The following is a 25787-nucleotide window of genomic DNA, read 5'->3' as shown; positions in this document are numbered from 1 at the left end:
TTCTGTTGTTGAAACAATCGTCGGGCTTTATTCTGTCAGCGATATAATTAGCTCATGATGAAAATACTAAGGTATTTGCTTTTGCCCGTCGTTCCAATTTACTATTTGGTAACCTGGCTGAGAAATATGTTATATGATTTTGGAATCAAAAAATCCACATCTTATAATTTCCCTGTGATCTGTGTTGGAAATCTAAGTGTTGGAGGCACAGGAAAGACGCCAATGATTGAGTATTTAATCCGATTGTTGAAATCTGAATACCATATTGCGACCCTTAGTAGAGGTTATAAAAGACAGACCGAGGGTTTTGTGATTGCCGATGAAAACGCATCAGCAAGTTCTATTGGCGATGAGCCATTTCAATTCTATCAAAAATTTGAGAATATCATTGTAAGTGTTGATTCTGATAGAGTCCATGGTATTTCTCAACTTACCAAGTTACCAGATCCACCTCAAATTATTTTGCTGGATGATGCGTTTCAACACCGAAAGGTTAAGGCTGGATTTAATATTTTGTTGACCGCTTTTGATGATCTTTATACAGAAGATATCCTATTGCCCACCGGGAATTTAAGAGAATCAAGACAAGGGGCAAAACGTGCCGACATTATTGTGGTGACCAAATGTCCAGAACATTTATCTGAAGAAAGAAAGCAGCAAATTACGCACGCCATAAATCCTTTGGCACATCAAGAGGTGTTCTTTGGACGGATTGCCTATTCTAAATCCGTAAGAAATAATGAAGCGCAGTTGGACTTGGAAAAGCTTGGAAATACACCATTTACTTTAGTTACCGGGATTGCCAATCCGAAGCCTTTGGTGGATCATTTAAAATTATTAGGATTACAATTTGAACATTTAAAGTTCAAAGACCACCATGATTTTAATGCCACTGATATTGCTACTTTAAAACAAAAATCGTTAATCGTCACTACCGAAAAAGACATGGTACGTTTACAACCACACTTTAAGAAAAGCGGGGTTCTATATTATCTGCCTATTGAAATAAGAATGGATAGGCAAGCTCAATTTGATACTTTGATAGGTAATTTTATTAAATAGACGTTGTTGATTTTTGGTTAGACTTTAGCACGTTGTAAAGTTTTTTCTCGAAATCTTCCTGCTTAAATGGTTTTGAGATGATATCGTCAAATCCGGCTTCGTCAAATTCGTGCATTTTATCTTCTATAGTAACGGCGGTTAGCGCAAAAATTGTAAGTTCCTTGTCAAAGGTTCTAATGATTTTTGTGGCTTCAATTCCGCTTATCCCAGGCATGTGGATGTCCATCAAGACCACATCATATTGTTCTTGTTGAACGCGATCCACCGCATCTTCACCATTATCGACAACATCACAATAAAGGTTCATCTTGTTTAAAATCTTACGGGTTATCATTTGGTTGATCTTGTTGTCTTCAACAACCAAAATTTTGATATTTGTCAAGTCCAATGTATTAAATTCGTTAAGGGTTTTAGGTTTTGCAGTAATTACAGGTTCAGGTGCATAGAGTAGAGGGATTTCAAAAATGAAGGTTGATCCTTTTCCGAGTTCACTTTTTAAATAAATTTTACCTTTTAAAATTTCAATAAGTCCTTTTACAATAGAAAGACCAAGTCCGGTTCCACCATATTTTCTATTAATTTGAATGGAACCTTGAGAGAAACTTTCAAACATATTTTCTTGTTTCTCTTTAGTAATTCCGATGCCATTATCTTCAATTTCAAATCTTATGATATAGTTGTCGTCTGTTTGCGAGTGCTTTTTTAATCGCACCCAAATATCTCCGTCTTTAGTAAACTTAATCGCATTACCTATGAGGTTAATTAGAATTTGGGAAATCTTCAATTGGTCTGCTATAAACGTTGTTGGCAAACTTTCGTCATATTCATAATGGAGTTGGACATTGTTATCTAAGGCAGAATTGCTCAAAGCCGAAACCACATTTTCTACCTTTTTCTGTAAATTGAACACCTCAGGATCCAAATCGACTTTATTGGCTTCAATTTTATTGATCTGAAGAATGTCATTGATAAACGTCAATAAATAATCTCCAGAAAATTTCAACGATTTTAAATGCGGCAATTGTTCTGGTTTAGGTTTCTCATCCAAGAGCATATTGGTCAACCCTGTGACCGCGTAGAGTGGCGTTCTAAGTTCGTGTGTAACCGTTGATAGGAAGTTGGCTTTAGTTTTGGAAGCCAATTCGGCCTTTTCCTTTGCAATAATAAGCTCATCATTTTTTTTATGGAGCATATTGTTGGTTTTGAGCCTAATGTTGTTGTTTTTGTAAAGTGATAACGTGAGTAACGATAGAATGGTAATTAATGCGATACTTAAGATGGTTGTGATTCTGGTCAAGTTATTTGAGGCGTCGGCTTCTTCAAGCTTTACTTCCATTTGCTTGCGTTCAGAATCTTTATATTCCGTTATAAATTGCGATTTTCTTTCAGGTGAGAGATTTTCGCGTTTGATATCTAATAAGGAATCTGATAATTGAATGTGTTTTCTTAAATATTGATTGGAAAGTTTATAATCTTCATTTGCCTGATAGATATCGCTTAATGTCAAATAACCATCATTAATGTATTCGGGAATATTATTTTTTATTGCCAGTTCCAGTCCTTGATTGGCCATAGAAAGCGCTACATCGTCATTTCCAAGTTTGTGAAGAACTTTTCCGCTGTTAATGTAAGCACTGCTTAAAATACTTATCTGGTTATATTTTTTGGCTAATATGATGGTTTTCTCAAGCTTGGCTTTGGCAGTTTTATAATCTTCCAATTCAATATAGACCTTGGCTTGATTTAAATTGACATCTGAAATAAGCCGTTCTAGACCTTCTTCTTCAAATCTAGTTTTGGCAGAGTTAAAGTAATCCAGGGCAATGGGATACTCTTTTTTACTCGTATGAAGTATGCCACGTACATTATAGGTAATGGCCAGGTTAGTATAGTCGTTGATCTCTCTCTGCAACTCAGCGGCCTTGGTTAAGGATACAAGCGCATTTTCTGGTTCTTCAACAATAAATTGAACTTTTGCTATTTTGGTATAAATACTCCCTTCGCTTTTTTTATCGCCAATTTGTTTGGCAATAGCTAAAGCTTTTTCGAGATTTTCCTTGGCATTATAATAGTTGCCGCGCTCCGTTTCAAAACCCGATTGGGTAATGTAGTTTTGAACGCGCATCTTAAGAATGTCAATATCTTCAGGAGCATTATTTTGTGAAAATAATGTCATAGATATTAAGACAAGAAAAGCAACTATATGGTATTTAGTTTGGGACATTTTTGGTCACTTTATGGAAACAAATATAATTATTTATTCGACAAAAGCGACTATTTCTTCGACAAATCGCTTATCAAATCTAAAATTCTACTTGAATATCCAGTTTCATTATCATACCATCCCACAATTTTGATCATGTTGCCAATGACGGAGGTCATTTGAGAATCAAAAATACAGGAGTGCGGATTACCAACAATATCAATGGACACAATAGGATCTTCCGTATATTCCAAAATGCCCTTGAGATTCGTTTCTGAAGCTTTTTTGAAGGCTTCGTTAATCTCTTCAATGGACACTGTGTTTTCAACGTTTAAAGTAATGTCCGTTAAAGAACCATTAGGTACGGGAACCCGAATGCCACAGCCACCAATAACATCACTCAGTTGAGGGAAAATTTTGGTCAGTGCTTTTGCCGCCCCGGTTGTTGTTGGAACGATAGATTGACCCGCAGCCCGAGCACGTCTTAAATCTTTGTGCGGTTGGTCATGTAAACTTTGATCTGTTGTGTACGAATGGACTGTGGTTATGTAGGCCTGTTTAATGCCGCAAAGATTGTCAATGACCGCTAGCATTGGTGCTGCGTTATTTGTGGTGCACGAAGCATTGGAGATGATGGTTTCCGTTCCGTCCAGGATGTTGTCGTTAACGCCCAGCACAACGGTTTTTATTGAATCGTCTATTGGAGGGACGGATAGGATAACTCTTTTCGCTCCGTTTTTAAGATGGTTTTCTAAAGCTTCCAAAGTTTTAAATTTCCCTGTGGCCTCTATAACGAAATCAACGTCATAAGGTGTCCAGTCAATATCTTCAATCTGTTTTTGATTTAGTAAAGGAATTTGCTGCGCGTCAAAAATGATGTGGTTATCATCAAAGGTGATCTTGTTTTTTAAAACACCATGGATACTGTCGTATTTAATCAGGTGACTTAAAGTTCTGGCATCTGCCAAATCATTAATGGCAACTACCTGAATGCCCTCACGTTCTTGAATAAGCCGGAATACCCGTCGACCAATTCTTCCAAAGCCGTTGATTGCAACCCTGATCATTAGTGGATGTGTTTTTGAGCTTTGTAAGAAGATCTTACCAAGGCGCTACTTTCTACGTGTCTGAAACCAAGATCCAATCCAATGGTTTCATATTCTTTAAACTGTTCAGGAAGAATAAACTGTTTTACGGGCAAATGTTTTTTACTAGGTTGTAAGTATTGCCCAATGGTAACTACATCAACATCATTAGCTCGTAAATCATGTAAGGTTTCAATAACTTCCTCACGAGTTTCGCCCAGACCAAGCATGATGCCCGATTTGGTCCTGCGTTGTCCTTGAGCTTTTAAATATTTAAGAACGCCTAAACTACGCTCATATTTCGCCTGAATTCTTACTTCGCGGGTCAATCTTTTCACGGTTTCAATGTTATGTGAAACCACTTCAGGTGCCACATCAACAATCCGATCAATATGTTGTTCTACTCCTTGAAAATCGGGAATAAGTGTTTCTAATGTGATATCAGGATTCATACGTCGTACCGCCTTCACGGTTTCTGCCCACATGATACTTCCCATGTCTTTCAAATCATCTCTATCGACACTGGTCAAAACCGCGTGCTTAATATTCATGATTTTTATGGAACGTGCTACTTTTTCTGGTTCATCCCAATCTAAAGTTTCAGGACGTCCAGTTTTTACACCACAAAACCCACAAGAACGCGTACATATGTTTCCTAAGATCATAAAGGTGGCTGTTCCTTCTCCCCAGCACTCGCCCATGTTTGGGCAGCTTCCAGATGTACAGATGGTGTTCAAACTATATTTGTCCACTAGACCTCTAAGTTCTGTATATTTTTTACCCGTTGGCAGTTTTACTCTTAGCCATTTTGGTTTTGGGATACGTTCTGGAATTACTTTTGAAATAGTTTCTGTACTCATTTATTAGGAAGTTTACAAAGACAAAGGTACAAAGTATATTTGAAAATATATATTATAGCGTGGTCAGATACCAAATGCTAAAGCCAATTAAAAAGAGAATCCCTAACCAACTTAATATGTGCATTCTTAGGGACGGTCGCCATTCTACAGGCATGTGTTTGCTGCTGATTAGCCTATAATTTATAATGGCATAAAATGGTGCGGTCAAAAATGAAATGATGGTGGCCACTTTTATGAGCAAGCCCATTTCGGAACCTAAGAAGAAGTAAATAGAAACGGTTCCAACTATTAATAGGGCAATCCACCATAAGTAATTATGTTTTAACAAACGGCCAAACAGTAGCTCTGATGTTCTTGCCATAGTTCTTGGAGAAGCGTCTAAAGTGGTTAAGGTTGTGCTGAACATGGTCGTAAATGCGGCGATACCGATGATGAGGTAAGACCAATTGCCTAAGCTTTTAGTGTACATGGAGATGAGTTGATTGGAAAATTCACCAGCTTTATCACTAAATGTGGAGCCGCTTTGAAACATGACCAAGGCGCCGAGGGCCATAAATCCGAGTCCGATAATAATAGTCGCCAAATAGCCCACATTAAAATCGAATAGCGAGGACTTTAAGTCATAATCTTTGTTCACTTTTTGTTTCTCCAAGGCCCATAAAGATTGCCAAACGGAAATGTCCAAAGGTGCGGGCATCCAGCCCATGAAAGCGATTAAAAAGCCAATTTCCAATGTGTTTTCTGGTAATTTCTGCGTGAGTGACAAGGGTTGCGGACTGGTGTTCAACGCGAGAATTACAGCAATTATGGTACTTATGGTGAGTGTAATGACAATGATCTTCATTATTTGATCCAGAAAACTGTATTTACCTTTTATCAATATGAGCGCACAAATTGAAAGAATAATGACGGCCCATATTTCTGATGAAATGAGATTTCCAAAAAGAGTGGAAGCAATACCTGCGGTAACAATGGTTACCGTAGTTTGGATGGTAAACATGGTGGTGAACGTGAGGATGAAATAAGCAATTAAAACACCTTTCCCCATTTTCTTATAGCCATCCAAAAGGCTTTCTCCTGTGGCCAAGGCATATCTTGGTGCAAATTGAAAGAAGGGATATTTAAAAATATGGACCAAAAGTAATGCCCAAATAAGTCCGTAGCCAAAATCGGCACCGGCGCGAGTAGATTGAACTAAATGAGAAACACCAATAGCAGCTCCGGCAAATAATAAACCAGGACCTAACTTTTTAAAACTGATTCTCACTGCTATTTAATAATTATCTCCGCCAATAATTTTTTTGCTCTTAGAAGCTTGACCTTAACGTTGTTTATGGGTTCGTTAAGTTCTTCAGATATTTCCTTATAAGTTAATTCCTGAAAGTACCTCAAGTTAATGACTTCTTGGTAATGTGGCTTTAATTTCTTTATATCCCGAAGTAATTTAGCTAAATTCTGTTCAGTGATAAGTTTGTCTTCAGGAGAAGGAGATTCGTCAATTATGTTATGAAAATGATCATCATCACTTTGGTTGGGCCGGTTTTGAATTGAGGATTTTCGTTTCCTGATCAAATCAATATGAATGTTTTTAGAGATGGCAATCAGCCAGGTTTTAAATTCATAGGTCTCGTTATAGGTTCCGATTTTGTCGAAAGCTTTTGAAAATGTTTGAATGGCGATATCTTCGGCATCATTTTCATTTTCGGTTCGCTTCAATTGAAAGCCGTAGACATCATTCCAAAAAAAATCCAACAAGGCATTAAATGCTGATTGGTCATTTGTTTTTGCTTTTTTAATGATTTCTTTTATTTCCAACGATTTGGTTTTGAGATGAGATTTTTTATAAAGATAGAGAATTGAGTCACAATTAAAAATATTTCGAGAAGAGGAAACAAAGGAATTAAATCTTTCTCTTCTAATTTTTTAGCCGCTAAAGTCAGCGTGATGTATAATGCTAAATACCTTAAAACAATTAATCCAGCAACTATTTCCCAATTGAAAAGAGCACTGATGAGAACAATGCATAAGATGAAAAATAAAAATTGGGATATATGAAATAAGGTCAATATGGCCTTATGCTTTGTTTTATAATGATTGGCGGTTGTGATATGTCGGCGTTTTTGAATGACCCAATCACTATATGATTTTTTAGAAATGGACTCTGTAAAACTGTTTTTAGATATACAAATGGTGGTGTTTTCTGCGTTGGCAATCTGATTTACAAAAAGGTCATCATCTCCTGATTTGATGTGCATATGATCCATAAAACCCCTAGCTTCAAAAAATAAATCTTTTGTATATGCTAAGTTTCTGCCAACACCCATATAAGGTTGTCCTAATTTTGAATAGGAAAAATACTGGATGGCGGTCATTAAAGTTTCAAAACGGATCAATTTATTTAGAAATGATTTCTTCTCTTTTGCATAGGCGCCATAGCCTAAAACCATCTGATGCTCATTTGAGAAACAGCCGGTCATCTCAGTAATCCACTGATTGGAAACAGGCTTGCAATCGGCGTCAGTAAACAAGAGGTGGTTGTGTGTTGCTGCTTTAATGCCTAAAGTGAGCGCATATTTTTTATTCCCCCAGAAAGCCTCAATGTTCTTTACATTAACAATTTTTATATTGTTATGATTCGCCTTAAAACGCTCCATGACTTTCAATGTGGTATCAGTAGAACTGTCGTTTATCAATACCAATTCAAAGTTGGGATAGTCTTGGTTTAAAATGGATGGTAGAAATTTCTCTAAATTACTGGCTTCATTTTTGGCACAGACAATAACAGAAACGTTAGGTTTATTGGTGGAGGAAGTTGTGTGCTTTTTCTGTTTGACCTTAGAGAAAACATAAGCGTAAAAAAACAATTGAACAAGAATGACTACAATAAAGATGTAGAAAAGTACATGTAAAATAATCATTAACTGTTAAGAGTGTTGAGGTTCGTTACAGTTTTCAAATTGATCAGGTGATTTTCCGCAGAATCCACAAGAGTCGCCATTTTTGTTAAGCATCGGATTTTGACTGGCACAGGTACCAGCGAATTTACCGTCTTTTTTTGCCCATATTTTTATGGCAATTCCAGCAAATCCAAGAGCTAAAAGGACGATTGTAATAAGTAAGAGTTTCATCAGTTAAAAATTTTTACAAAGATACGGGTTTTTTAGAATATTTTCAGATATCTGACCACTTCATCTGTTATAACTTTTTAGGCGACTTCTTTTGGGTTTAAGGCGATTTTGGACAAAATTTTTCGTATAAGATCCACTGGATTGAGACTTCCTGCACCTTCCGCGGAATAATCGATTCCTTTTTAGTATTTTTAATAAAAATCCAAACCATGAAACCCATTTTGTTATGTATCACGTTTATGATCGCATGCTCTTGTAAGAACCCTGAAAACAATGTAAAGGAAACCAAAAAGCCTACCACAGACATCAGTGCGATTTCTGCGAAGGAATTTACTGAATTTAAAGTGCTGGATTCAAAATATATTAATAAGTCGAACCTCTGGGAAAGCTTCGAACACGAGTTGTCGGATTTTACTGAAGAAGAATACATCGCTCTAAAACCATTGGTCTTAGAACAAGATATTCCAACCTTACAAGAGCATATTCAATCAGGAAAATTGACTTATGAAAAATTGACCAAATTTTACCTTTATCGTATCAGGGTTTTTGATAGAGAAAATGATCTCTCCTTAAACGCGGTGATCTCCTTAAATCCTAATGTTGTTTCTGAAGCGAGAAAAAAGGATATTGCTTTTAAAAACAAGATGCGAAAGCATCCCATTTTCGGAATGCCCCTTCTTTTGAAAGATAATGTCAATACGGTTAATATGCCAACGACTTCCGGGGCTGTAGCCTTTCAGAGTAATAATACCAACGATGCTTTTATTGTGGAACGCTTGAAAGAACATGGCGCGCTCATTTTAGGAAAGGCGAATTTAAGCGAATGGGCCTATTTCTTTTGTGGCGATTGTCCAAGCGGTTATAGTGCTGTTGGTGGACAGACCTTAAATCCGTATGGTCGGAAGATTATGGATACTGGAGGATCAAGTTCAGGAAGTGGGGTGGCTGTAGCTGCTAATTTTTGTGTGGCGGCGGTTGGGACTGAAACCTCTGGATCTATTTTATCGCCCGCCAGCCAAAATTCAGGAGTTGGATTGAAACCTACTGTTGGGTTGTTGAGCAGGCGTGGGATTGTGCCTATTTCATCAACATTGGATACGCCTGGTCCCATGGCTAAGAATGTCACGGACACGGCCATTCTTTTGGACGCCATGATTGGATTTGATGATAAGGATCCAAAATCGGTCAACAAATCTTTAGATAACATATCCTATTACGAAAACAACTTTAAAACATCTGAGCTCAAAGGCAAGCGTTTTGGCGTATTCACCACCTTGTTGGAAGATTCTCTTTATGTGCGTGCCATTGAAGATTTAAAATCCGATGGCGCCATTATCATTGAAATTGAACCAGAAAAAATCGAATTACCAGATTTTTTGAGACTTCTCAATTTGGATATGAAGAAAGATCTCCCACACTATATTGAAACTTCGGGAGACTCTAGACTGGCCGTTAAATCTGTGGAAGATATCATGGCATTCAACAAAAAAGATTCCGCCGCGACCATGCCTTATGGTCAAAGCTTATTTGCAGGAATTGTTGCAGATTTAGCGACGGATGAGGAATTTGAGTCCATCAAAAACATCTTGAAAACCAATGGAAAATTATTTTTCGACACGCCATTAAATAGAGAGCATTTGGACGGTGTTTTATCCATAAATAACTATCATGCCGGATTTGCGGCGGTTGCAGAATATCCAGCCATCACGGTTCCGATGGGGTATACAGAAAGTGGAGAGCCTAAAGGTTTGACTTTTATAGGAAAACCATTGTCAGAAGCCTCGCTTTTAGCTTGGGCTTATTCGTATGAACAGGCTTCGAAGCGTCGTATGGCTCCTGAGAACTATAATTGATTGGCTTTATAGTTCAAAGTTCAAAGTTCAAAGGAGCAGGTAAAATTAAGAGTGATATTTTAAATTGTATGGATCTCAAAAAATTCCTTCACTTTTTAAGGGAAGGTGGAATCATTTCCAGCAAAGGAATTGAAGACGGAAAGGTTTATTCTGCAAAAGCGACAACTAAGGAATCAAAGAGAATAGCAAAATAAGGATCGAATTTATCAAAATTAAAAACTACCTTGACTTCTAATTCTCTGCTGAAGCAGAAACCACTCCGCCTTCAAACGAGGAAAGATTTGTTAACTGCTGGGTTTTTAAAGTTGAAAAAATAACCAAATTAAGCCAGGTGAAGCAAGTGAAGTTTGTACAGAGATTCGAGCTTATATTCTTTGAAGATCTGCGCCATCTGAGGGAGAAAAAACTTAAAGTTCCAGTTTCAAAGTTTCAACTTCAACTTTCCGCCTTCGCGAAAGCTACGGACTGGCGGGCAATTTCATTTTATCCTCTCCGTAATTTATCAATCGAAAATCGTCATTCTTAAATCGTTTTATTCCGTACCTTTGCACACTTAATTTTTTTGAATATGAGAACGAAATCGCTTAAAAAGAACCGTATAAACGTTGTAACCTTAGGTTGCAGCAAGAATGTTTATGACAGTGAAGTCCTTATGGGGCAACTCAAAGCGAGCGGTAAAGATGTGGTGCATGAAGAGGAGGGCAATATTGTGGTGATCAATACGTGTGGCTTTATCAATAATGCAAAAGAAGAAAGCATCAATACCATTCTTGAATTTATGCAAAAAAAGGAAGATGGTGAAGTAGATAAAGTTTTCGTGACCGGATGCTTGAGTGAACGTTACAAGCCAGATTTACAAAAGGAAATTCCCAATGTAGACCAATATTTTGGAACGACGGAACTTCCGGGATTATTGAAAGCCTTGGGTGCCGATTATAAGCATGAACTGATTGGTGAGCGTTTAACCACCACCCCAAAAAACTATGCCTATTTAAAAATAGCCGAAGGTTGCGACAGACCTTGTAGTTTTTGTGCCATCCCGATCATGCGTGGCAAACACCGATCGACGCCAATTGAAGATATCGTTGTTGAAGCTGAAAAACTGGCCGCCAAAGGGGTTAAGGAATTAATCTTGATTGCTCAGGATTTAACCTATTACGGCCTCGATTTATATAAAAAACGTAACCTTGCCGAATTGCTTGAAGCGCTTGTTAAAGTTGAAGGCGTAGAGTGGATCCGTTTGCATTATGCATTTCCAACCGGATTCCCAATGGACGTGCTTGATGTCATGAAGCGTGAGCCAAAAATATGTAATTACCTCGATATTCCGTTGCAACATATTTCCGATGATATTCTTAAAAGCATGCGTCGTGGAACCACTAAGGAAAAAACGACAAAACTACTTAAGGAATTCAGAGCTACAGTTCCAGAAATGACCATTAGAACGACCTTAATTGTAGGCTATCCAGGAGAAACTGAAGAGAATTTCCAAGAATTAAAACAATGGGTCAAAGATATGCGTTTTGAGCGTTTGGGTTGCTTTACCTATAGTCATGAAGAAAATACCCATGCTTACAATTTAGAAGATGATGTGCCTCAGAATGTTAAGCAAGATCGCGCCAACCAGATTATGGAAATCCAATCTCAAATTTCTTGGGAATTGAACCAAGCCAAAATAGGGCAGGAGTTTAAAGTGGTTATTGACCGTAAGGAAGGAAATTACTTTGTAGGCCGCACGGAATTTGATTCGCCAGACGTTGACAACGAAGTCCGTATTGATGCCACGAAGAATTATTTAAAAACAGGTGAATTTGCCATGGTCAAAATTACGGAAGCTGAAGATTTTGATCTTTATGGCGAAGTGGTGACCGCCTAAATATATTTACAGGATAATTATATCTAAACGTCGGTTTTCGAAAAAATCGATTCCTTTGAATAGTGTTTCGAAACTTGGTTTCCCTATAGCATGCGTTATCTAGAATCCAAAATAGCGTGCGGCAAGAGAGAAATAAATCAATACCCCACAAATATCAGACATTGACGTTACCAATGGCGCGCTTGCCGTGGCTGGGTCAATTTTTAACTTGGTAAATATAAAAGGCAAAAGCATTCCGATTAAACTTCCAAGCATCACGTTTAAAACCATCGCGATGCAGACGACAACAATTACTTCTGGGGCTCTAAAACTTGCCACGGCAGCAACACTGGCCGCCATGGTCAATCCCAATAAAAAAGAGACCAATAACTCGCGGCCAATTAATTTATACCAATCGGATAATTGGATTTCTCCCAAGGCTAAATAACGAATCATCAGGGTTGCGGATTGCGATCCGGCATTACCGCCACTATCGATTAATAAAGGCAAAAAGAATACTAAAGCAACTACTTGCTGAATAACATCTTCAAAGCTCGCTAAAGCTGCTCCTGAAAAAACATTCATAAAGACTAAAAGAACAAGCCAAACAATTCTGTTTTTATACAGGATAAGAATACGCTCCTTAAGTGGATTTTTGCTGGCATTTTGAATAGATCCAAATTTATGGAAATCTTCAGTGGACTCTTCCTCTATAACATCCAGAATGTCATCAAAAGTAACAATCCCTAAAAGCACACCTTCTTCGCTTAAAACGGGCATGGCTTCCCGATCATAATCCTTAAAAACCTGTATGGCAGTTTCTTGATCGTCTTTGGCATTAAGAAAGACAAACCGATGATCCAGCAATTCTGAGACCTGTTGTTCTGGACTGGCTAAGATGAGGTCTTTAATAGATATGTCATCAATTAACTTCCAGTCGTTGTCGATAATATAGATGACGTTTAAAGTTTCAGAATCCTGTCCAAACTCCCTAATATGTTCAAAAGCTTTGGCAACACTAATGTCTTCTTTAATGGCTACAAATTCAGGAGTCATCAAACGTCCAATACTATCTTTTGGATAGCTTAAAAGTTGAACGGTGATTTTTCGTTCTTCGGGAGAGAGCATCTCAATGAGGCTTTGTGCGATGTCTCTAGGTAAATCTTCAAAAAATGCAGTTCGATCATCAGGCTCAATATCGTTGAGCAATCGCGAAAGTTTTTGGGAGTTCTCAGACATTCCCTCAATGACTTCCTCTTGATCAGATTGCGAGAGCATTTTGAAAACGTTCTTGGCCTGGTCCCTGGATAACAATCTAAATAAAATGATCTTATCATTCTTTGAGAAGTTTTCCACCATTAGTGACAGGTCCAAAGCATCCATGTCCTGTAAAGAACGCTTTAATTCACGCCATTTTTTATTCTTTATTAATTCGAGAAAATGTGGTTTAGTAACTTGCATAAACAAAATTTTTTATCATCAGGATCCTCTAAAAACAAGAGCCAATTTGGGTGCTTTCTTTTAGCGTTTAATTGCAAATGTAAGTCTTATTTTTTGCTTTAAAGGGCAAGGTTTTGCCCCTATTAATGAATTTGTGGATCAGTTACTAATTCTTTAAATTAATTCTTTAAACAGCACTATTTCATTTATACAATTCAATTGCAGGTCCGCGTCTTTTGTGTAATAAAGTATTCTCAATTTCGACATTGAACAGTCATTATTCGGTACTGACAGATAAGTGAAACTTTCAAACCTATTTTATGAGCTTTTAACTATTACGCTCTAAAATTCCGATAAATACTGGTGGTGCACGACATCTGGAAATTAATTGGAATTACATATCGTAAATTCTTCGAACGTCAGGTTAAAAATCAACAGCGATTGTTATTTAAACTCTTTTAAATATGTTTTAATGCACTAGAGGAGAATAAAAAAAGAGAATAGAGAATAACCTTTACTCTTTTCCTTTTCGTTTCTCCATTTGCTTGTTGATTTTATCGATGGCAGATTCAATGGATTTCTCTGGTTCTATAATATTATATTCACCCCAAAATTTTGGATCAGAGAATCCTGAGGCTTGCTCACTCAAAATTACCGTAGGCCGTAAGGTTTCTTTTCGGGTAAAGGAATCATCCAGACTCTTTGCCCAATCTGTAATGGCCATTTCGCTATTTAAGGTGTAAACACTATTGAACAATCTGCCTTTCCAATTCACTTTCATCGTCAATTGAAGGTTACTATAGCCATAATACCACTTCCCGTCTTTGATTCTATAATCAACCCGATATGCAGCTTCTGTGGGGTAAACGGTAACTTTATTGGGTTTTTTTCTGACGAACATTTTGGATGCCATTTCCCGATTGGCAACATTCAAATTATAAATGGCGCTGACCAAGGCAAAGGTTTCGGCATCAATATAAAGCTTTCCATAATACAACGGTTGGTCAAGCTCAGGTAGTTGTTTGAATTTTACTACATAAACAGAACGGTCATTGATTTCAGTTGGGGTATCAAAAGAAAATTCATACATGGAAAGATTGTTTTCGGGAAATATATAATCAGGATACTTTATCATGTCCGCATAGAGGGCACTAAATGGACCGCCTTGTAACTTTACCGCCAAGGTATCTAGCCTGTTATAGTCCGTGCTTTTTCGTGCTTTGACAAGTTTGATTTTATCTACTTTCGTGGAGCTATAAGGATCTCTATAAATTTCAACAATGGCTTCAGATAGAGACGCATCGCGACGTCTTTTTTTGATGGTTTCCCTATAAAAAGCAGTCATTATTGTCTCTTCATTGATGTAATGGTCTCCTTTTTTATCTAAAGCGGTCTTTACCAAGCTTCTAGCGTCTTTGGGCACGTTAATTTTAACTTCTGAAAGTTGCATTACAGATTCTTCCAGTAAAATTTGAATATCCTCACCATTTAAATTCGAAAGCGGAATTGTCTTGACTTGATATCCTAAAAAAGAGATGCTGACAGCATTGTTGAGCATGGAATTTGGAACTTTTAATAAGAATTCGCCATCAGAATTGGTCACCGTACTGATGTTCGTTCCGTCAAGGGTTAAAGTCGCAAATGATAACGGTGCTTTGGATTTGCTATCCACCACAACGCCTCTATATTCGGTGAAAGTTTGCGCCATTTCGTGCTCTTGAAATAGTGTGAGTGAAAAACTTGTCAACCCGCAAAAAACAATAAAAACCAAACTGAGCACATAGGTTTTATAGGCGAGGCACGCGAAATGTATTTTAGTTTTCATATCCTATTGTTTTTTGTTATTAAAATACGAAATAAAATAGACGTGCCAAATGACTTTAGCGGTTAGTTTTCGTATCTTATAATTCGAAGGCATTATTGTTCACGAAGAAAACGGCATTGACAAAAAATAATTTGCCATTTTCCCAAAAATTCCTAAAAAGGATGTTGTCAGCCATATAGATGATGCTTCCTTGACCAAGGCGTTCTTCACCGAAAACCAGGGAATTCTCGAGATTTTTTAAAGTGTTCTTTCCGGCAAATCCCGATGCTTTCTTTGGGTTATCACCTAAATAGGCCACGTTGTAGCCTTTTTCGAGTAAACTGTAAGCTTTGGATCCTGATTTTAAAGTATAATAGTTTTTCTCATAGCCAAATGCCAAGGGGTGCGTATTATCCACTTCCGTTTTAAAAATAGTGCCTGTAATCAAATCGTTAGTGTCCTCACGCTCACGTTCTGCATATGCAATAAGGTTAGTTTTTACGGTGGTAGTGTCCTTTGATGCGTTGGTCTTCAAACCGAAATCTTTTTGATCTGCGAAAATGTTTAAAGCGCCATCAATCGCAATGACTTTACCTCCTTTTTTGACCCAACTTTTTAGTTTTTCCAAATTGGAATCGGTGAAGAATTTGCTGTAATATCCGTTTGGAATGACCAAAACCGTGTATTTATCGAGGTTGGTTCTTGCAAAATTATCGGTATTGATTGAGGTGACAGGATAATGCAATTGCTGTTCAAAGAAATGCCAGACTTCGCCATACCCCAAAGACGAGGTGTAATTGCCGGAGAGTACTGCAATATTATGTTTATTGACCAACTTGACATCAGGCGATCCAAAATCAGGACCTGTTTTTGAAAATCCGCTGGTAACGGCAACCGTTTTTCTCTTAAACTTGTTGGCGGCGGCAATCACGATATCATCAAAATTTTCAACTTTTTTATTGTCACCTCTGATAATAATCAGGGCGCCCCGATCAAAAGATTCCGAATTCCTAGTAGTTAAAGGTTTTTCCGTGAAACGGATTTTGATATTTTGCTTTAATAATTCTGCTAAAAACTCAGCGTCCTTCATATGGTCCCATTTAGCCACATACGCTACGGCATTGGTGTTTTTCGTATTTAATTCTTGAGTCTTTCCAATAGTTGTGGTTCCGACTAAATTAGCGCTGGCCAGGGCATCCAATCCATAGGCATAAGGTAAACTCCACGCGGTGATATCGTAAGTAATGGAATCAGCCAAATGTGTGTGGGGTTCAAATAGCACTTGAACCATCTGACCTTTTGGTTGCTGGGCACTGATCACTAAGTCTTCAGAGTTTACATTGCGATTCCCGTTTTTGCGGTCCTTATAACTGTACCCTGAAATCTTTCCTGACGCTGCGGCACCATAAGTGATTTCGTGTTTGTCCAATAATGCTTTTAGTCCGTCTATTTTATCAGAAGAACCACTCAAAACAAAACTTTTGTACTTGAGATTCTTGTTTGCGAAGAACTTCTTGAATTCCATATTCAGTTTTTCAGCATTTTTTGAAGCCATCTCTACCGTAGACAATCCTGTTGTATGATGGTGCTCCAAACGATCGACTAGGGTTAGGATGTCACCTTCGTCATTCAAGACCCCTAAACCTTTTTGGCCACTTTGCTCATAGGTCATTCCAATAGCGCCCATATAGGTTGGGTACGTATCGCCATAACTTGGATAGAGCAAATCAAAACGCTCTTGTGTAAAGTACAGCCAACCGTGGGCGTCAAAATATTTGGCGTGATTTTCTCCAATCTGCGTCTGAAAATCACGTTGCCAATCGGTGATAATATCGTGAAAAGGTTCTGCGGCTGGTGCAAAATAATACGGATCATTGATGCCCTGTTCGTGGAAATCGACATGAATTTGCGGTAACCATTTGTTATAAACTTTTAGTCGTGCCTGAGTTTCTTTTTGGCTCGCCCAAACCCAGTCTCGGTTGAGGTCAAATAGGTAGTGGTTGGCTCTGCCTCTTGGCCAAGGTTCGTTCTGTTCGCTGGCTTGTTGGTCAATATCATAAGGGGTACTTTTTGTTTGATTGTACCAATTGACGTATCGGTCACGACCATCAGGATTCAGGCATGGATCAATGATCACCACAGTGTTTTTCAACCATTCTTGTTTTTCTATCAATAAGGCGTAAATGGTTTTCATGGACGCTTCCGTACTTGACGCCTCATTCCCGTGAACATTATAGCTCAGCCAAACCACGGCAATGTCATTGGAAGTTGGGTTTCCATCAATAACACCCGCATTCTTTAGGTGATTTTGTCGGATGGTTTCAAGGTTTTTTATGTTCTCTTCGGATGAAATAATGGCGGTGTAAAGTGGACGTCTTTCATAAGTTTCTCCGTAGGTTTCAAGTTTTACCTGATTGGGCATTTGGGCGGCTACCATTTTAAAATAGTCCACCACTTGATGGTGCCTTGAAAACTCAGTGCCCAATTCATAACCAAGAAAATCAGATGGTGACTGAAGTTTTTGGGCTTGCAATGTAAAAATAGGACTCAATAAGACAAAAAGAAAAACCGATAGTTTATGCATAATGAAGGGGTGTGGAATAAATTAGTTGAGTAAAGATAGGAAGCCAAAGTGAATTAACTTTAATTTAGTACTCAAAAAAAGTTAAGAGCATTATCTTTACAATTCAAATTTAAATTCGAATATGCCAACCCATTATATCCCATTCAAAGACACCAACTATTTTTCTTCCTTGATTTGCGATTATCTAGATGAAAAGGAAAATCTCGAGCCATTTTATAATCGTTTTCCAAAACTTGGGAATTTTGAAAAGCAGATTGAAGAAAAGCAATTAAATTATAATAAGAAAAATAGATCAGATTTGGTCAAGGCACTCATGCTGCAATATGAAGGGTTGAGTATTTCTTCCATGACCCTAACCAATATTGATCTCCTAAAACACGGCACAACGTTTACGGTGACCACAGGGCATCAGCTGAATTTGTTTACTGGCCCTTTGTATTTTTTCTATAAGATTGTTTCCACAATCAATCTTTGTAAGGAACTAAAAACCGCCTATCCCCACTTTAATTTTGTGCCTGTTTTTTGGATGGCTACAGAAGATCACGATTTTGAAGAAATCAACTTCTTTAATTTTAAGGGGAAAAAAGTGCAGTGGAATCGGGAAGCATCTGGCGCCGTAGGAGAACTGGATTTGAAAGGTTTGGACCATGTTTATGAAGTGTTTGCCGCACAATTGGACAAAAGTGAAAATTCTAAATCTTTAAAAAAGCTATTTCAACAAGCGTATTTGGAACATGATAATTTAACCCAGGCCACTCGGTTTTTGGTAAATAAATTGTTCGCCATTTATGGTTTGGTGATTTTGGATGGGAACGATCCTGTATTAAAAAACATGTACCTGCCCTATATTGCTGAAGAATTGATTCAGCAAACGGCATTTGAGAAAGTTTCCGCAACTAATGAAGCTATAAATAAATTACCTTCCAATTATAAAATACAGGTCAATCCCAGAGAAATTAATTTATTCTATCTCAATACAAATTTAAGAGGACGGATTTTAGAAACCGAAGGTGTATTTGGTGTTTTGGACACTGATATCCGTTGGACGAAAGACGAATTGCTGGCTGAGGTCAATGAGCATCCTGAACGGTTCAGCCCTAATGTGATTTTGCGTCCCATGTACCAAGAAATTATCCTGCCTAATCTATGTTATATCGGCGGTGGCGGAGAATTGGCCTATTGGTTGCAATTGAAATCTAATTTTGAAGCACAGGATGTGACCTTTCCAATTTTGCTATTAAGAAATTCAGTATTACTCATCACGGAAAAACAGAAAGAAAGACTTAGTAAATTGAAGGTATCCGTTGCGGATCTCTTTTTGAGTCAAGATGATTTGATGACCAAGGTGACCAAATCCATTTCTGATATCAACATCGATTTCACACCTCAAAAAGAACATTTAAAGAAGCAATTTGAAGATTTATATGCTTTGGCTGAGCAAACCGATAAATCCTTTAAAGGTGCGGTTGCCGCCCAAGAAGTGAAGCAAATCAAAGGGATTGAGAATCTTGAGCAGCGGTTATTAAAGGCTCAAAAGCGAAAAATGGAAGATGTTTTGGAACGTGTAAAAATCCTTCAAGATGAATTATTTCCACGCCAAAGTCTCCAGGAACGACACCTAAATATTTCAGAGTTTTATTTGGAATATGGCGACGGTATCATTCAGCATTTGGTTGAAAATTTAGAACCATTAAGACCCGAATTCTTAATCTTAGACGTTTCAAATCAATAATTTCGGAGCTATGAAAAGTATGCACAAAATTGATTTGAACTTAATTGAGATGACCTTGGATATTATGAAATACGCCATTGGGCGTATCTCAGCAACCGAGCATCCCATAGGCAAGCCCAAAAAAGAAGAAGAACTGAAAAGCCTGGTAGGAGAAACCATTACGGCAAAAGGGATTGGTGGTGAATATGCTTTTAATTTATGGAAGGATCATTTAGCAACGGCAAATGTGCCTGTTGATCATCCTCGGAATCTTGCTTTTGTGCCTGCATCACCTACCAAGGCAGCTATAATGTTTGATTTGGTCACCTCAGCATCCAGTATCCACGGGGCTTATTGGATGGAAGGTGCCGGCGGCATTTTTTGCGAGAATGAAGCCATGAAATGGATCGTATCATTAACCGGAATGCCAGAAGGTTCCTTCGGTGTATTTACAAGTGGTGGAACCGCAGCCAATTTATCGGCCATTGTAACGGCGAGAGAACATTGGCGTGAAAATCCAAAATTTCAAAACGAAAAAGGATTGATCATCACTTCCATTGGTGCGCATTCGTCCATTAAGGCGATGGCAAAAGTAGGCGATGTAGATATTCTTTTGGTCGATTCTGAAGAACGATTGACGGGCGAGGATTTAAAATTGAAGATTCAAAATTTGACCGACCATGAACGCAAACGATTGTTTGCTGTGGTCGCCACGGCAGGAACAACCAATGCGGGAATCATCGATGATTTGGAGGATATTGCATCCGTTTGCGAACAGGAAAATTTATGGTTCCATGTAGATGCCGCCTACGGCGGTGGTGCTTTGGTTGCAGATTCGGTGCGGCATTTATTTAATGGTATTGAAAAGGCAGATAGCGTGACCATTGATCCTCACAAATGGATGTTTTCGCCCTACGATTGTGGTGCCGTTATCTACAAAGAGCCGGAATTGGCCAAAAACGCCCATTCACAACAAGGCTCATATTTAGATATTTTTAAGGATGAAGGTGCCCATGGTTTCAACCCTACAGATTATCAGATTCAGTTGACCCGTCGTGTACGCGGATTACCCTTATGGTTTTCATTGGCAACTCACGGGACAGACCGCTATAGAGAAGCGGTAGAACGTGGCATTCAATTGGTACAAATTGCAGGGAGAATGATCACAGCCCATCCTGATCTGGAATTGGTGCGAGAACCAAGTTTATCCTGTGTATTATACCGAAGAAAAGGCTGGCAACCGGAAGATTATACCGAATGGACCTACGAAAACCATCGCAAAGGGTTTGCCTTGGTCACACCCACCAAATGGAAAAACGGCGACCACTTTGAAACCGTCTCCCGTTTTTGTTTTATCAATCCCGATACTACGGAAAAGGATATTGAGATGATTTTGGAAAGTATGGTGTGATAGACCTATCCGATAAACAGAATTTTAATCTTAATTCTTAACTCTAGTTGTCTTTTCTGTTAAAATCACTCTTAATTATGGGCTGTTTTATTTGGAAATCACAGAGTGGTTAACGAGATTGCAAATTCCTGATGATTAACAATAGGTCCACTTTCAAGCATCTGTTTTTGAGATAGTTCGTCGAAAATATTAGTAGTTCGCCTAATAAAATCTGCGTTTTTAATTAAAGTGTGTTTCTTTATAACGAAAAGTAGACGATTCGTCTATTGAATTAATTCATATTGACCCTAATCAACCTTGAGTTAAGACTTAGTCGAAGAGGCTATCTTAATTTTTACAATCCTACTTATTCCTAACAATTATGACACGCTTAAATATTTTTGCTCTTTCTCTTTTCCTACTATTTATAGGATTTAAAAGTTTTGCTCAAACCCCTCAGCCACACATTGATGGTCAATGGGGTGATATTATTGAATTTGATATCGTGCCTGTGGCCGTAGCAAATTTGCCAGATGGAAGATTGGTGACCTGGTCTTCAAAATACCATGACCACTTTGACATGAATGATGGGTACACCTTTACCCAAATATTTGATCCTAATGGTGGTTTGGATGCCAAGGGAGGCGTGTTGCCAAGAACCGTAACCGAAACTTTTCATGATATGTTCTGTCCAGGCATTAACAACCTTCCAGATGGTCGGTTGTTGGTCACCGGAGGAAGCTCTGATGAGAAAACCAGTATCTATGATCCTAAGACTGGAATTTGGACCGCTGATGAAAATATGAAAGTAGCAAGAGGGTATCAAGGCGCAGTGACCTTGGCCGATGGCTCGGCATTTACTATTGGGGGGTCTTGGAATGATGGCGTCCCTGCTGGAGGTCGCGATGGCGAAATTTGGCGAGGTGATGCAGCAGAGGGACAACGATGGACCCATCTTACTGGATTGCCAGGTTCGCTACTCTATAATCAAAACGATATAGATGGCGAACCGGAGGGTGTTTACCGATTAGATAACCATGCATGGTTATTTGCTGCACCTAACGGGAAGATTTTTCACGCCGGCCCAGGAGAGACCATGCACTGGATTGATGTTAATGGGAATAGTGGAATGGGCTCTTATGAAGTAATTGGACAAAGAGCTCAAGACTCTATGTCTATGAACGGCGGTGCCGCCATGTTTGATATTGGGAAAATTTTAAAAGTAGGTGGTAGCCCTTCATACTCCTCAGGAAGTTTAGGTAATCCAAGTGCATACGTCATTGATATTAAAGGGACGACTAATGACCCTGACCACGTGACCGTAACCCGTACAGCTAATGATCCTGAACACGCAAGGATCTATGTCAGCAGCGTTGTGCTTCCTAATGGCGAAGTGCTAATTATGGGAGGTTTGGATCATGCCGAAGTCTTTGTGGACGAGGTGGCTTATTTATCTGCTGAGATGTTTAATCCCGAAACAAACTTATTTAGAACCTTGGCCAGTATGCAAGTACCACGAACTTACCATAGTGCCGCCATTCTATTAAAGGATGGGCGTGTGTTTATGGGTGGTGGCGGACTTTGTGGTGAAGGATGTGCCGCAAATCATAAAGATGCGGAAATATTTAGCCCGCCTTATTTGTTTGATAATAATGGCGAATTGGCAGAGCGTCCAAGTTTAAAGGCACCGGATAAGGCATTTTATGAAAGAACATTAACCGTGACGGCCACACCGGGTATTGATAAGTTTTCTTTTATAAGAATGTCCTCTGCTACCCATAGTGTGAATAACGAGCAACGCAGAGTGCCAGTCGATTTTACTATAGGAAACAATGGCGCATATATTTTAGATATTCCTGAAGCTAACCTAATGCCACCGGGCTATTATATGTTGTTCGCTATAGATGCTAACGGAGTACCAAGTGTTTCGGAAGTAGTGATGGTGGGTGCTCCAGATTCAAGACTTAACGGAGATAATTTATTGGTAGAATATGACTTTTTTGAAGGTACTGGAGCTTTAATCAGGGACACTTCTGGAAATGATAATCATGGAGAAATTATAGAGCATGATGACGACGGAAACCCAGTAGCATCACTTGGTGATTTTTGGACCGCTGATGGTTTATCAGGAAATGCCCTTGAAATGGATGGTATGGAGTTTAACAGTAATTCCATTGTTGACATTCCGACATCTCCTGCAATAGGAGCAGCGTTAACAAACCAAATTACGGTTATGGCCTGGGTGAATAGAAATGTTGATAGTAGGTTGCCAGACGGCAAAATTCCTAATGTGGCGGTTTTTACCCACGTTGGTGAAACTTCAAGTAGAAATCTATATTCGTCTTTTTTTCTCGGATATCATGCGGATGTATATAAATTAGAGTTTTTCACAGAGGGCGGTGGTGCAGCAGTAATTTATCATGACGGAACGGAAGATAAGAGGTACACACCTGGAGTATGGGAACATCTGGTTGGGACTTATGACGGAACCACAGGCATTGCATCGCTTTATGTGAATGGTGAATTGTTGGAGACCGCTGATGATGTAACAGGCGATCTCATAATCAATACGACAGAATCTTTGAAAAGTGCCTTCACCTTATCTGGTTTTTATGAGCTACGTAATAATCCTGGAGGAGAAAATGGAAACAGTAGTGGCATAACCGATGAACTTGATGGCCGTATGGACAAGTTTAAACTCTACAATATTGCACTCACCCAAACAGAAATCCAAGCTATTTATAATGAAGAATATAAGGTTGTTGTGGAGCCAGACCCTTGTGACGACTATTATTTAGTGTATGAAATAGGCGATAACTCGGGCAGTGGCTCCAAAGAGATTTCCATTCGTGAGGAGGATAGTATCAGATTGACGCTTAATGATGAGAACGTCGATTATGTTGTGAGAGGTCCAGATGGGGTTGAAATAACTAATGGCATCATCAATAATATCACTGAGTCTGGAATATATACAGTAACCGCAACACTAAATCAACTTGAAGCAGTCCAAGGTGTCGATATCCACGATTTCTGTAGTGAAGAGATTGTTGGAAGGAAGCATCAAGCCTCGTTGGCTATTGATGAAAATATCAAGTCTTATTGGCATACTTTATGGGCTGGAGACCAAGATATAACGGAAGCAACAAATTTAGGTCCCCATAACCATTTTATCGACCTCGATTTAGGAGTAGAAATCCCTGTTTTTGAATTCCGCTATTTACCTCGTCCATATGATGAGCCAAATGAAAACCCAAATAATCTTTTGAATGGAACGATTACAGAATACAATATTTATGTCAGCAGTACAACTGATGCCTCTGGGGATGTAGTGTGGGGTTCGCCAGCTCAAACAGGCATGTGGGCATATAACCATGATTTAAAAATCGTCGACCTAGGGGGTGCTGTAGGTAGGTATATACGTTTGGAAGCACTTGAGACAAGAGAGGGGGCTTATCCCGGTACTATTAATAACAAATATGCTTCTGCAGCCGATATTAAAGTGATGACATCTAAAGAATGCGTCCAGACCTTAGAGATAAATGTCGTGACTCCAAAAACCTATATCTTTGACAACAACGCATGGTCGTCTTCCCCTGGTGATCCAAGTGTTAAAGAAACTGAATCCAGTGAGTTTGATGATATTTTCATTGAAAGTGGTGTTGCCGTTATTTCAAAAAGTACCTCTGCGCGTAATATTACTGTTGCACCTGGCGCCGCCCTTACGGTAGACCCAATTAATGCGGTCAATTTATCGGTTAGAAATACCTTGACTCTGAATTCAAACTCCACTTCTTATGCAAGTTTGATTGAAACTGGGTATTTAACCGGGACAGTTATTTATAATAGATATGTGAATAAGATAGGAGGTACATCAGGTGGTGGGAATGATCTTATTTCTCCTCCTGTGGCTCGAAATTTTAATGCTGCTTTTGTGACTGAAAACGAAGGTGTATTATCTAAGCATCCAAGTATTGAAGGCATCTATGCCTTTGCACCATTTAACTTGAACTCGGGTAAATATGAGAATTTTGATATAGGAACCGGTCTTTCGGAGAGTATTGCGATGGTTCCTGGTAAGGGCTACAGAGTAGCCACAGATGAAGGGGGAACCCTGAGTTTTAGTGGGGCAACTACCAAGAACGCTGTAAATGTTCCCATTTATGAGGGTTCTAGAAGCTCTTGGAACCTTATTGGAAACCCATATCCATCGTATCTTGATTTTGGAATGTTCTTTGAGGCTAATAAGGATCAATTTGAAGCTGGAGAAGCCTATCAGGCCATATATGGTTATACTGGTAATTCCGGCGAATGGACAGTTTGGAACCAAACTAGTATAGGAGATCCTGCCATATTAACACGGATTACTCCTGGACAGGGCTTTTTTGTGAAATCTAGAGTTGGTGGTGGAGTGGTTAAGTTTACGCCAGAAATGAGAACTACAGGAACTTCAGATGACTTTATTGTAGGGAGACCAGGAAATACCAATGTGGCGTTAAGTAAACTTAAATTAAGTAGGGCATCCAATGCCGTTACCACCAGTGTGTACTTTATTGAAGGCACAACCAAAGGCCTGGATTCAGGTTATGATGCGGCTGCTTATGGAGCGACAGCAGTTGATTTTGCGATATTTACTAATTTACTGGAAGACAATACGGGTCTTGATATTGCTATTCAGTCTCTACCTTATGAAGATTTTAATGATGTGATCGTGCCCTTGGGAATCAAAGCTAAAGCTGGAGCAGAACTGAGCATCAGTATTGATGATCTCTCTACACTGCCATCTAATATCAATGTTTATTTGGAAGATACCAA

General features: G+C 38.7%; 17 protein-coding genes. 7 read left to right on the top strand and 10 right to left on the bottom strand.

The window, feature by feature from the left end:
- The first annotated feature begins 54 nt into the window (after positions 1–54).
- Complete coding sequence (gene lpxK / locus VLZ86_RS15150; protein ID WP_325452847.1) at positions 55–1062, top strand: tetraacyldisaccharide 4'-kinase; 1008 nt, start codon at positions 55–57, stop codon at positions 1060–1062.
- Here lpxK and VLZ86_RS15145 read toward each other — a convergent pair.
- The 7 genes from VLZ86_RS15145 to VLZ86_RS15115 form a co-directional block, all read right to left on the bottom strand.
- Positions 1055–3238, bottom strand: a complete 2184-nt coding sequence (locus VLZ86_RS15145) for an ATP-binding protein (RefSeq protein WP_325452846.1) — start codon at positions 3236–3238, stop codon at positions 1055–1057. The genes lpxK and VLZ86_RS15145 overlap by 8 nt on opposite strands.
- 98 nt (positions 3239–3336) lie before the next feature.
- Positions 3337–4332, bottom strand: a complete 996-nt coding sequence (gene gap / locus VLZ86_RS15140) for a type I glyceraldehyde-3-phosphate dehydrogenase (RefSeq protein ID WP_325452844.1) — start codon at positions 4330–4332, stop codon at positions 3337–3339.
- Positions 4332–5210 carry a lipoyl synthase gene (gene lipA, locus VLZ86_RS15135; protein ID WP_325452842.1) on the bottom strand — a complete coding sequence of 293 codons (879 nt, stop codon included), beginning with the start codon at positions 5208–5210 and terminating at the stop codon, positions 4332–4334. The genes gap and lipA overlap by 1 nt, the downstream gene beginning before the upstream one ends.
- Before the next feature lie 52 nt (positions 5211–5262).
- Positions 5263–6477 (bottom strand): Nramp family divalent metal transporter, encoded by a 1215-nt coding sequence (locus VLZ86_RS15130; RefSeq protein WP_325452840.1) that lies wholly within the window; start codon positions 6475–6477, stop codon positions 5263–5265.
- 2 nt (positions 6478–6479) lie between these two features.
- Complete coding sequence (locus VLZ86_RS15125; protein WP_325452838.1) at positions 6480–7025, bottom strand: RNA polymerase sigma factor; 546 nt, start codon at positions 7023–7025, stop codon at positions 6480–6482.
- Complete coding sequence (locus VLZ86_RS15120; protein ID WP_325452836.1) at positions 7016–8128, bottom strand: glycosyltransferase; 1113 nt, start codon at positions 8126–8128, stop codon at positions 7016–7018. Before VLZ86_RS15120 ends, VLZ86_RS15125 begins: the two co-directional genes overlap by 10 nt.
- A gap of 6 nt (positions 8129–8134) precedes the next feature.
- Complete coding sequence (locus VLZ86_RS15115) at positions 8135–8338, bottom strand: membrane or secreted protein (RefSeq protein WP_325452834.1); 204 nt, start codon at positions 8336–8338, stop codon at positions 8135–8137.
- Positions 8339–8547: 209 nt separating this feature from the next.
- On the opposite strand from VLZ86_RS15115, the gene VLZ86_RS15110 reads away from it, so the two are divergent.
- The 3 genes from VLZ86_RS15110 to rimO all read left to right on the top strand — a co-directional run bounded on the left by VLZ86_RS15110 (position 8548) and on the right by rimO (position 12067).
- Entirely contained in the window at positions 8548–10191 is a 1644-nt protein-coding gene (locus VLZ86_RS15110) for an amidase family protein (protein ID WP_325452832.1), read from the top strand.
- A gap of 68 nt (positions 10192–10259) precedes the next feature.
- Positions 10260–10385, top strand: coding sequence for a hypothetical protein (locus VLZ86_RS15105; RefSeq protein WP_325452830.1), 126 nt, complete (start codon positions 10260–10262; stop codon positions 10383–10385).
- Positions 10386–10759: 374 nt separating this feature from the next.
- Positions 10760–12067 carry a 30S ribosomal protein S12 methylthiotransferase RimO gene (rimO, locus tag VLZ86_RS15100; protein ID WP_325452828.1) on the top strand — a complete coding sequence of 436 codons (1308 nt, stop codon included), beginning with the start codon at positions 10760–10762 and terminating at the stop codon, positions 12065–12067.
- A gap of 99 nt (positions 12068–12166) precedes the next feature.
- Here rimO and mgtE read toward each other — a convergent pair whose 3' ends face one another.
- The 3 genes from mgtE to VLZ86_RS15085 all read right to left on the bottom strand — a co-directional run bounded on the left by mgtE (position 12167) and on the right by VLZ86_RS15085 (position 17874).
- Positions 12167–13507 (bottom strand): magnesium transporter, encoded by a 1341-nt coding sequence (mgtE, locus tag VLZ86_RS15095; protein ID WP_325452826.1) that lies wholly within the window; start codon positions 13505–13507, stop codon positions 12167–12169.
- A gap of 493 nt (positions 13508–14000) precedes the next feature.
- A complete protein-coding gene (locus VLZ86_RS15090) occupies positions 14001–15311 on the bottom strand; it encodes a carboxypeptidase-like regulatory domain-containing protein (protein ID WP_325452824.1) in 1311 nt (436 codons plus the stop codon).
- Between the two features lie 76 nt (positions 15312–15387).
- Positions 15388–17874 (bottom strand): M14 family metallopeptidase, encoded by a 2487-nt coding sequence (locus tag VLZ86_RS15085; RefSeq protein ID WP_325452822.1) that lies wholly within the window; start codon positions 17872–17874, stop codon positions 15388–15390.
- Positions 17875–17995: 121 nt separating this feature from the next.
- On the opposite strand from VLZ86_RS15085, the gene bshC reads away from it, so the two are divergent.
- The 3 genes from bshC to VLZ86_RS15070 form a co-directional block, all read left to right on the top strand.
- The gene (gene bshC / locus VLZ86_RS15080) at positions 17996–19606 is read left to right on the top strand and encodes a bacillithiol biosynthesis cysteine-adding enzyme BshC (RefSeq protein ID WP_325452820.1); all 1611 of its coding nucleotides are present in this window, start codon (positions 17996–17998) and stop codon (positions 19604–19606) included.
- Between the two features lie 19 nt (positions 19607–19625).
- The gene (locus VLZ86_RS15075; RefSeq protein ID WP_325452937.1) at positions 19626–20996 is read left to right on the top strand and encodes a pyridoxal phosphate-dependent decarboxylase family protein; all 1371 of its coding nucleotides are present in this window, start codon (positions 19626–19628) and stop codon (positions 20994–20996) included.
- Positions 20997–21357: 361 nt separating this feature from the next.
- The coding region (locus VLZ86_RS15070; protein ID WP_325452818.1) for a galactose oxidase-like domain-containing protein at positions 21358–25787 on the top strand (4430 nt) is incomplete at its 3' end.

It is taken from the genome of Gelidibacter sp. (assembly GCF_035515035.1).
Classification (GTDB): domain Bacteria; phylum Bacteroidota; class Bacteroidia; order Flavobacteriales; family Flavobacteriaceae; genus Gelidibacter.
This window is presented reverse-complemented; position numbering and strand designations above follow the sequence as displayed.

Excerpts from the sequence above, each read along its gene's own strand:
- VLZ86_RS15075 (WP_325452937.1), top strand. The coding sequence starts at position 19,626 with ATGCACAAAATTGATTTGAACTTAATTGAGATGACCTTGGATATTATG.
- VLZ86_RS15145 (WP_325452846.1), bottom strand. The coding sequence starts at position 3,238 with ATGACATTATTTTCACAAAATAATGCTCCTGAAGATATTGACATTCTT.
- VLZ86_RS15120 (WP_325452836.1), bottom strand. The coding sequence starts at position 8,128 with ATGATTATTTTACATGTACTTTTCTACATCTTTATTGTAGTCATTCTT.
- lipA (WP_325452842.1), bottom strand. The coding sequence starts at position 5,210 with ATGAGTACAGAAACTATTTCAAAAGTAATTCCAGAACGTATCCCAAAA.
- VLZ86_RS15085 (WP_325452822.1), bottom strand. The coding sequence starts at position 17,874 with ATGCATAAACTATCGGTTTTTCTTTTTGTCTTATTGAGTCCTATTTTT.
- VLZ86_RS15110 (WP_325452832.1), top strand. The coding sequence starts at position 8,548 with ATGAAACCCATTTTGTTATGTATCACGTTTATGATCGCATGCTCTTGT.
- bshC (WP_325452820.1), top strand. The coding sequence starts at position 17,996 with ATGCCAACCCATTATATCCCATTCAAAGACACCAACTATTTTTCTTCC.
- VLZ86_RS15105 (WP_325452830.1), top strand. The coding sequence starts at position 10,260 with ATGGATCTCAAAAAATTCCTTCACTTTTTAAGGGAAGGTGGAATCATT.
- rimO (WP_325452828.1), top strand. The coding sequence starts at position 10,760 with ATGAGAACGAAATCGCTTAAAAAGAACCGTATAAACGTTGTAACCTTA.
- mgtE (WP_325452826.1), bottom strand. The coding sequence starts at position 13,507 with ATGCAAGTTACTAAACCACATTTTCTCGAATTAATAAAGAATAAAAAA.
- gap (WP_325452844.1), bottom strand. The coding sequence starts at position 4,332 with ATGATCAGGGTTGCAATCAACGGCTTTGGAAGAATTGGTCGACGGGTA.
- VLZ86_RS15090 (WP_325452824.1), bottom strand. The coding sequence starts at position 15,311 with ATGAAAACTAAAATACATTTCGCGTGCCTCGCCTATAAAACCTATGTG.
- VLZ86_RS15115 (WP_325452834.1), bottom strand. The coding sequence starts at position 8,338 with ATGAAACTCTTACTTATTACAATCGTCCTTTTAGCTCTTGGATTTGCT.
- lpxK (WP_325452847.1), top strand. The coding sequence starts at position 55 with ATGATGAAAATACTAAGGTATTTGCTTTTGCCCGTCGTTCCAATTTAC.